5 protein-coding genes and 1 pseudogene are annotated in these 6,995 nt (G+C 39.9%); 1 reads left to right on the forward strand and 5 read right to left on the reverse strand.

The window, feature by feature from the left end:
• A pseudogene (locus K6G87_RS01920) lies at positions 1-767 on the reverse strand (phosphomannomutase/phosphoglucomutase); the annotation flags it as partial.
• Positions 768-1,028: 261 nt separating this feature from the next.
• Here K6G87_RS01920 and K6G87_RS01925 point away from each other — a divergent pair.
• Positions 1,029-1,457: a hypothetical protein gene (locus K6G87_RS01925; protein ID WP_296833129.1), complete on the forward strand. Its 429-nt coding sequence runs from the start codon at positions 1,029-1,031 to the stop codon at positions 1,455-1,457.
• 90 nt (positions 1,458-1,547) lie between these two features.
• On the opposite strand, the gene mfd is transcribed toward K6G87_RS01925, so the two are convergent.
• The 4 genes from mfd to K6G87_RS01945 form a co-directional block, all read right to left on the reverse strand.
• The gene (gene mfd / locus K6G87_RS01930) at positions 1,548-5,105 is read right to left on the reverse strand and encodes a transcription-repair coupling factor (protein WP_296833131.1); all 3,558 of its coding nucleotides are present in this window, start codon (positions 5,103-5,105) and stop codon (positions 1,548-1,550) included.
• A 94-nt stretch (positions 5,106-5,199) separates the two neighbouring features.
• Complete coding sequence (gene pth, locus K6G87_RS01935; protein WP_296833136.1) at positions 5,200-5,772, reverse strand: aminoacyl-tRNA hydrolase; 573 nt, start codon at positions 5,770-5,772, stop codon at positions 5,200-5,202.
• A 70-nt stretch (positions 5,773-5,842) separates the two neighbouring features.
• On the reverse strand, positions 5,843-6,625 hold the full coding sequence (locus tag K6G87_RS01940) for a glycosyltransferase family 2 protein (protein WP_296833133.1): 783 nt from the start codon (positions 6,623-6,625) through the stop codon (positions 5,843-5,845).
• Between the two features lie 115 nt (positions 6,626-6,740).
• Positions 6,741-6,995: hypothetical protein (locus tag K6G87_RS01945; RefSeq protein WP_296833134.1), on the reverse strand; the 255-nt coding region annotated here is incomplete at its 5' end.

Genomic DNA, 6,995 nt, shown 5'->3' on the forward strand with positions numbered 1-6,995 from the left:
GTTGCCTTCTTAATAGAAGCTGCAGCCTCTTTATTTTCAGGATTTGGAATGTGGTTAGGGAATCTTCCGTCAGGTGTAAGGAACTGACTTCCCGATGTATCTGCTCCAAGGGGCTCTAAAACTTTAGTTGCATAGAATCCGCCTGCGCCGTTACCTGCATCTACTATGATATGAAGTCCTTCAAGAGGCTTATCGCCCTTACCTACGCCGTCTCTGATCTTCTTCTGAAGATAGGATGCGTATGTATCCATAAAGTTTATGCTCTTAATATCTGCACTACTTGTATCTACAGACTCTTCAGGATCTTCTGCAAGGATCTTATCAGCAAGCTCTGTAAGCTCCTTGATATCGCCCTTTTCAAGTCCTCCTTCTTTAGTGAAGAACTTAAGTCCGTTCCTGTAATAAGGAAGGTGACTTGCAGTTATCATGATGCTTCCATCAAAAGTAGCTGCATCATCTTCATCGGAAGCAAGAACCGTTGACATGAACATGGCAGGTGTAGAAGCAATACCAAAATCACATACCTCGTGACCTTGTGCGATGATTCCTGCTGCTGCTGCCTTTAAGAGTTTCTCACCAGTAAGTCTTGAATCTCTTCCAAGAGCAATTTTTACTTTTTTATTTTTATTTCTTGCAGAAAGCCAGGAAGCAAATGCTCCGGCAAGATCTTTTGCTGCCTTATCTGTAAGATTTACAGAGGCGCCAGTTTCATTGTCCATGGCAATGCCACGAATATCACTACCATTTTGAAGTTCTGAATAACTCATTTTTGATATCCTCCCACGTGATCGACTCTGCTTTTATAATTTTATATTTCAAAAGCAGTAATTGCTATTTAATTATTGCTTACATCCTCTCAAAAAACAATAAACTTTTCATAACCAAATGCCGATTTATATTTTAAAGTCACGTTATCAGAATTACATCCTCGTAGTTCTGAGCATGTATCAAATACATCCTGTATCCGCTTTTGGGTTATTTATCGCAGTTTGTATGCCGGTTTTTATTTTTAGATTTGGAGGTTTATAATGGGCAATACTTTAACTATTTACAAAATTTCACTGGATGGCCAAAGGGATTTGATAGCTTTTTTGGGTGAGCAGGATGCTCAGACTTATTCTAAGATTCTTTTCACAGGATACGATCAGTATATGATACTGGAATCCGAGATAGAGCTTGACGAAATAAGCAATGAATATACTTACACGATAAGTAACGATCAGTCTCCGGTACCTTTTGATATTGTATTTATCAGAGATAAAAAGATAAGAAATGTCTTTATACTTACTTTAATGTTTGCTATGGCAGGTCTTTCAATAGAATCATTTGATCTTGCAGAATCAAAAAATAGACTTAAAAAACTTGATGCTGACCTTGACAGTCTTGAAACGGGAGAAATCCCGCTTTCTTATATACAGAAGCAGGCTCTGATGCTCAGATCTGTAGCTATGGCATAAATTTTCTCTAATCTCATACTATTTATATATATAATAGGGCACGTGTCAAATACTGACACGTGCCCTAAACATATTAATTTCACCAAACTTTTATACCTTAAGAAGCGCCTGCTCCATATCCGTCAGGAGCTTTTCTGTATCGCATAGCAGATTTTGCTCTGCTTTTTTCTGGTTTTCATCTTTTTTATATGTATAGATGAACATAACCTTACCTTTAGACTTAAATGATAGCTTCCCTTTGTAGTGTTTTAATAGAAGCGGTATATTCTCGCTCTTTATCTTAGCTTCTCTAAGTATCTCAAAGGTTATCTCACCACTTCCGCCTTTAACTTCGCGCATATAAAGACTATGAGCCTTGACTCTCATAAGAGCAACTCTAAGAAGATTATCTACGCTGTCAGGAACTTCTCCGAATCTGTCCCTAAGCTCATCTCTCATATCATCAGCTTCGCCAAGGTTTTCGATACTAGCGATCCTCTTATATATCTCAAGTTTCTGCTCTTCATTGAGGATATACTTAGTAGGAATATAAGCATCTATGTCAAGGTCTATAGATGTATCAAAGTCTTCAGGATATGCAGACTCAAGACCCTTCTTCTTACGAACGGCTTCATTGAGCATCTTACAGTACATATCATAGCCTACTGCCATCATATGTCCTGACTGCTTCCTTCCAAGAAGGGACCCTGCTCCTCTTATCTCAAGATCCCTCATAGCGATCTTAAAGCCTGAACCAAGGTCTGTGAATTCTCTTATGGCAGAGAGTCTTTTTTCTGCAACTTCCTTGAGCATCTTGTTCTTTTTGTACATAAGGAAGGCATAGGCATTCCTGCTGGATCTTCCTACACGGCCTCTTAACTGATAGAGCTGGGACAGACCCATCTTGTCAGCATCAGAGATGATCATGGTATTAACATTTGAGATATCCAGGCCTGTTTCTATGATAGTCGTAGATACCAGTACATCTATATCTCCGTCTATGAAATCGTACATGATCTTCTCAAGCTCCTGCTCAGACATCTGTCCGTGGGCAAAGGCCACGCTTGCTTCCGGTACCAGCTTCTGTATCCTTGCAGCTACATCTGCTATATCATTAACTCTGTTATAAACATAGTAAACCTGCCCTTGTCTTGACAGTTCTCTTACTATAGCTTCTCTTACCATCTCTTCGTTGTATTCACATACGAAGGTCTGGATAGGCTGACGGTCATTGGGAGCTTCTTCAAGGATGCTCATATCCCTGATACCCACAAGGCTCATGTGCAGAGTACGTGGAATAGGCGTAGCTGACAGGGTCAGTACGTCTACACTTTCTTTGATCTTCTTGATCTTCTCTTTATGAGTTACGCCAAATCTCTGCTCCTCATCTACAATTAGAAGCCCAAGGTCTTTGTACTGGACATCTTTGGAAAGAAGTCTGTGTGTTCCTATGACGATATCTACAAGGCCTTTACGAAGATCTTCTACGGTCTTCTTCTGTTCACGGGCTGTCCTGAATCTGGACATCATGTCCACTCTTACAGGGAAGTCCTTCATTCTCTCAGAAAAAGTATTATAATGCTGCTGAGCAAGGATAGTCGTAGGCACGAGTACTGCTACCTGCTTACTGTCCTGAACTGCCTTAAATGCCGCTCTTATAGCAATCTCTGTCTTACCAAATCCTACGTCACCGCAGATAAGTCTCTCCATGATACGAGGAGATCTCATATCTGCCTTGACCGCTTCTATTGCAGCTTCCTGATCCTCAGTCTCCTGATAAGGGAAAGCATCTTCGAATTCCTGCTGCCATACAGTATCAGGACCAAACTCAAAGCCTTTGGTCTGCTGTCTCTTGGCATAGAGTTCTACAAGGTCCTGAGCCACTTCATCAACAGCACTTCTAACTTTGGCCTTAGTTCTGTTCCACTCAGGGCTTCCAAGCTTATTGAGCTTTGGTTTATGCGTAGTATCTTCTGAGGATGAGGCATACTTTTGAAGTACATCAAGACCTGTAGCCAGCACATACAGATTGCCACCGCCAGCATACTCGACCTTGATATAATCCTTGACTACGTGATCAGTCTCTATCTTCTCGATACCTCTGTAGATACCAAGACCATGGCTTTCATGTACTACATAATCGCCGGGATGAAGGTCTGCCATTGAGGATATAGTCTCTCCTGACATTCCCTTCTTTTTCTTTCTCTTTTTCTTCTTGTGCTCTGTGAAGATATCACTTTCTGATATAACAGCAAACTTAATATCAGGATATTCAAATCCCTTTAATATGCGGCCATAATAAGTCATGATCTCTCCAGGCTGCAGTACGCGCCCGGGATCTTCGCTATAAGAAGCTGTAACCTCATTATCTCTTAAGTCTTCTACTATTCTCTTAGCTCTTGTTCTTGAGCCTGATAGGATAAGGACTCTGTAGCCTCTTTTTTTATAGCTCTTTAAATCCTTGACAAGAAGATCGAAGCTGTTATTATAGGGAGCTATAGTCTGGGTATGAATCTCGAAGCTTTTTCCTGGTTCATAATGATTCTGGGATGCAGGAAGCGGGATAGCTTCTAGAAGGACTCTTCTGACATTACCCATCCTTGCAATGACCTCTTCTTCTGAAAAAAGAAGATCCATCTGCCCTGGAAGTATATATCCCTGCTCAGCTCTGTTTATCATGCTTTCCCTGAACTCATCTCCTATGGCCTTGGCCTGTGACTGAACATGAGATGGCTCATCTATAAAGATCATGGTACTTCCGCTGTTAAAAAGTTCAAGAAATGTTGAAGGCTCATCTACGAAATATCTAAGGAAGCTCTCAAGTCCTGACATATTTCCATACTCAAGTGCTTCTTCTTTTTTCTCTTCAATATAGTTTTTGAGCCTTGCAGATTCTTCAGTCTTAAAGTCTTTCCTAAGCTGATCATATCTTGTTTCAAATTCAGCTGTTATTTTATCAAAACCGTCTTCAAGCCTCTGCCTTGTAAGTATCAGTTCAGAAGCCGGATATATCTCAATTGATTCAAGCTTTTCAAGGGACCTTTGGGACATTATGTCAAAAGATCTCATAGATTCAATATCATCTCCGAAAAGCTCTATTCTGTATGGGTTTTCTTCTGTAAGGTCGAATACATCGATGATATCGCCTCTAACGGAGAACTGACCGGGGCCTTCTACCTGATATACCTTCTCATAGCCCATGTTTACTAGCTTTCTGGCTATATCCTGCTCATCAACTGGTTTTCTTTTATCAAGATAAAGGATATTACTCCTTATAACTTCAGCAGGAATCTGCGGGCTCATAAGGGCAGCAAAGGTCGTAACCACCGTAACAGGACGGCCTTCTATAAGTCGGCGCATAGTCCTTATACGCTGACGTGTAAGATCATTGGAATGAATATCTGCCTGATAGAATATAAGATCCTTAGCCGGATAGACCGTTACATTACGGTCATAGAATTTATAATCTTCAAATATCTCTTTGGCTCTTATGTCAGAATCTGTCACGATTATGCGATAACGAACCTGACTTCCAAGCCCGTTTATCATATGGAGCTTTTCTGAATCAAGACATCCTATGACTTCTGCGCAGGCAAAAGGATTATCAAGATATTTATCAAGTTCTGCATATGCAGGAAGTTCCTGCAGGGGCGCCTCTATTGCACGCATATAACTCCTCTTTCTATAATAGTAAACGACTCTACAGATTCTTTATTACAAGAGTCTGTATTATTAAAAATCTTTATTCCAGGCAAATCTTATATCAGACCACCTTACGGTTAAATCTAGTCATAGCTATATCAGTTCCCTCATCCAGGATCACCGGTACTGCTGCTACTGCGTTATCTATCGCGTTTTTAAGATTAACCTCTTCATCGCCTTTAAAGTGACTTAGGACATGATCAGCAAGATCCATGCCCTCTGGCTTACGGCCAACTCCTACTCTTATTCTGGTAAAACCATCTGTCTGACAATGTGCGATTATGGATTTAAGGCCGTTGTGACCTCCTGCACTTCCCTTAGGACGAACCCTTATATTACCTACATCCTGATCAATATCATCTGATATTACTATAAGGTCATTTTCAGGTTCAACTTTATAAAAATGGCACATAGGCCCTATTGCTTCTCCGCTTCTGTTCATATAGGTAAGAGGCTTCATAAGAATAACCTTATTGCCTCCTATCATTCCTTTACCATACGCAGCATTGAACTTGGTCTCTGTAAGTTCAATCCCATACTTATCGCAAAGTGCATCTATAGTAGCAAAACCAACATTATGTCTTGTTCCAATATACTTCTTCTCCGGATTACCTAAACCTGCAATTATTATCACTTCTTCGTTACTCTCTTTTCTATTATTTTTATTAAATAAATCTATAATATGATCGAATACTCCCATAACACTACATCCTTCTTACAGTTGCCCTATATGCCCATCCAATAAGATGAATAAAAGACGAGAAGACATTAAGATGAGCTATCTTTCTGTAAAGTCCCCATATACGTTTTATTGCCACAAGCTTATTGGATGATAATGAATGCGCAGGCCTTCTGTATATTATAAGTGGCATGTCAAGGCCTCTTGCTATAACACCTGTTTTTAATATATTCCACCAGGTTGCAGTATCTTCGCTCTCTATCTGAGGCATATATAACAGTTTCTTATCAAGGTATCTTGTATCAAATAAGGTCGTGGAAGTAAATATGACAGTCCTTGAAAGAGCGTGCTTATAATCAAGCTTGTCAGGTACATGCACTATTTTTCCTGTAGGATTTGCATTTTCATCACCAAATTCATAAGACATAAAGACAAAAGAAGCGCCTTCTTTTTCCATAAACTCAAGCTCTTTTTCAAGCTTTTGAGGAAGCCATACATCATCTGCATCAAGAAAGGCTATGTATCTTCCCGTAGCATTATCAAGTCCTGTATTTCTCGCAGCAGCAGCCTTTTCATTCTTATCCTTAAGAACAAGCACAAAATGCTCCTGACTTAAAGAACTGCTTTCTATAGCACCTGTTATCGTCTCAATGCTGTTATCTGTTGACGCATCATCAACAAGTATAAGTTCCCAATTGGTGTAGGTCTGTTCTTCCACCATTCTTATGGTATCTGCAATATAGTCGCTTGCGTTATGAACAGGAACTATAATACTTACTCTTTTATCAACCTGCTGTCTGTTATCCATCTTAAATTCTCCCACAACTAAGGCCCCATTACCGTCGGTAATGGGGTATTAAAAATCTCTATACAGTATAGCAACTTAAATGCATCTTTTCAAAATTAGTACTTTCTCTTTTTCATCATAAGTTAACAGCCGGATCATCTTTAGACTCAAGATAGGACTGATAACTGTTCATACGGGCAGTAGAACCACTTGGTCTTATGCATGCATATACACGGCTTTCATTTGATGTAGATGCATCTACCATAAGGAAGGTCTTCCATATGAACTTCTCAGGATCATCCTTGTCACGAAAACGGAAATTATCAGATACAAATCCAACAGTGCTTGAACGGATCCTGTCCATAATAGTCTTATAATTCATGAACTGTCT

Source organism: Butyrivibrio sp. (assembly GCF_024699075.1).

Coding starts and splice junctions, on each gene's coding strand:
- K6G87_RS01925 (WP_296833129.1), top strand. CDS start 1,029: ATGGGCAATACTTTAACTATTTACAAAATTTCACTGGATGGCCAAAGG.
- mfd (WP_296833131.1), bottom strand. CDS start 5,105: ATGCGTGCAATAGAGGCGCCCCTGCAGGAACTTCCTGCATATGCAGAA.
- K6G87_RS01940 (WP_296833133.1), bottom strand. CDS start 6,625: ATGGATAACAGACAGCAGGTTGATAAAAGAGTAAGTATTATAGTTCCT.